Raw genomic sequence first — 1813 nt, forward strand, 5'->3', positions numbered from 1 at the left:
CTAGGAGACCGCTGATTAATGCGGCGTGCCGATACCCTGCTTTGATCGGGTTTGGTCGATAATTGGTGGGTGCAGGGTCGTTCTGGTTCCGATCGTGAGCTTCTGGATACCGCTTCGCTGGTAGGGCACCTCGTTCCGGCTGGCAGTGTGTACGCGTTCCTGGCCGAGCATCGTGGTCGGGTGTTCCCGGACGGGATGTTCGCTGATCTGTTCCCGTCCGGGAAGGGCCGTCCGTCGGTGCCGGGTGAGGTGATCGCGTCGGTGTTGGTGTTGCAGACGTTGCAGGACCTTTCCGACAGTGAGGCGATGGCTGCGTTGCGGTGCGATCTGCGGTGGAAGGTGGCCTGCGGGTTGCCGATCGATCATGAGGGGTTCCATCCGACGACGTTGACGGTGTGGCGGCAGCGGTTACGGGCCTCGGACCGCCCGCAGCGCATCTTCGAGGCGGTCCGGGAGGTCATCGCGGCCACCGGGGTCCTGTCGGGCAGGACGCGGCGGGCGTTGGACTCGGTGGTCTTCGACGACGCGGTCGCCACGCAGGACACGGTTACCCAGTTGATCGCCGCGGTGCGGCGGGTTCGCCGTCTGGTCCCGGGCGCGGCCGAGGTGATCGCGCAGCGTTGTCACGCCCATGACTGGGACGATGCGGGCAAGCCGCAGATCGTCTGGGACGACGAGACCGCCCGCGACGCGCTGGTCTCGGCTCTGGTCAACGACGCCAACACCATCATCGAAGCGTTGGACGGAGTCGAGCTCGATGAGCCGGCTGCGCAGGCGTTGGCGTTGCTGGCGTTGGTCGCCGGCCAGGACGTCGAACCCGCCGAAGGTTCCGACGGCACGGACGGACGCTGGCGGATCGCCCGCCGGGTCGCCGCGGGGCGGGTCATCTCCACCGTCGACCCGCAGGCCCGCCACGTCCACAAGACGGTCCACCACCGTCAGGACGGCTTCAAAGGCCACGTCGCGATCGAACCCGACACCGGCCTGTTCACCGCCGGGGAACTCACCGAAGCCGGCGGCGCGGACAACCACGAGGCCGTGGTCGGACTGGCCCTGCTCGACGACGACCTGATCGACCCCGCCGACGTCGGCGGGTTCGAGGTACTCGCCGATTCGGCCTACGGCACCGGTGACGCCCTCGCCGCACTGGCCGACGCCGGCCACACCCCGATCATCAAACCCGGCCCGGTACGCCCCGCCGTCGCCGGCGGGTTCACGATCGACGACTTCACCGTCGACGAGACCGCCGCCACGGTCACCTGCCCGAACCAGATCACCCGGCCGATCCCCGCCAGCCGCGGGGTCACCTTCGGCGCCGCCTGCCGCGGCTGCCCGCTACGAGCCCGCTGCACCAACGCCAAAGACGGCCGCATCCTCCACCTGCACCCACACGACGCGCTACTGCGCCAAGCCCGCCGTAACTGGGCGACCCGAGACGACCTGACCGCCGCCTACCGCCAACATCGGCCCATGGTCGAACGCTCCATCGCCTGGCTCATCGGCCCGAAAGGCCGCTGCCGCAAGCTGCGCTACCACGGCATCGACGCCAACGACTGGTGGCTACACACCCGCATGGCCGCCCTCAACCTCCGCCGACTGATCAACCTCGGCCTCACCCACCAGACCCGAAGCTGGGCACTGAGTTGACCCACCCAGCCCCGCCCGGGCAACCCTGACCAGGACGGGGAAGGCAAACTCGTCATCCAGCTTTGCGCTGCGACCTACCGCCGCATGACGGCCCTTGAGAAGCCTTCCCCGTCACCACGCGCACCCACGCCACCCAAGAACCCGGGATTGTTCAGCGGTCTCCTAG

1 protein-coding gene is annotated in these 1813 nt (G+C 68.6%); it reads left to right on the top strand.

Annotated elements, in window-relative coordinates:
- Positions 1 to 69 precede the first annotated feature (69 nt).
- A complete protein-coding gene (locus ABD191_RS28615; protein ID WP_344088994.1) occupies positions 70 to 1647 on the top strand; it encodes an IS1182 family transposase in 1578 nt (525 codons plus the stop codon).
- Positions 1648 to 1813 lie beyond the last annotated feature (166 nt).

This window comes from Luedemannella helvata (genome assembly GCF_039528415.1).
Taxonomy (GTDB): domain Bacteria; phylum Actinomycetota; class Actinomycetes; order Mycobacteriales; family Micromonosporaceae; genus Luedemannella; species Luedemannella helvata.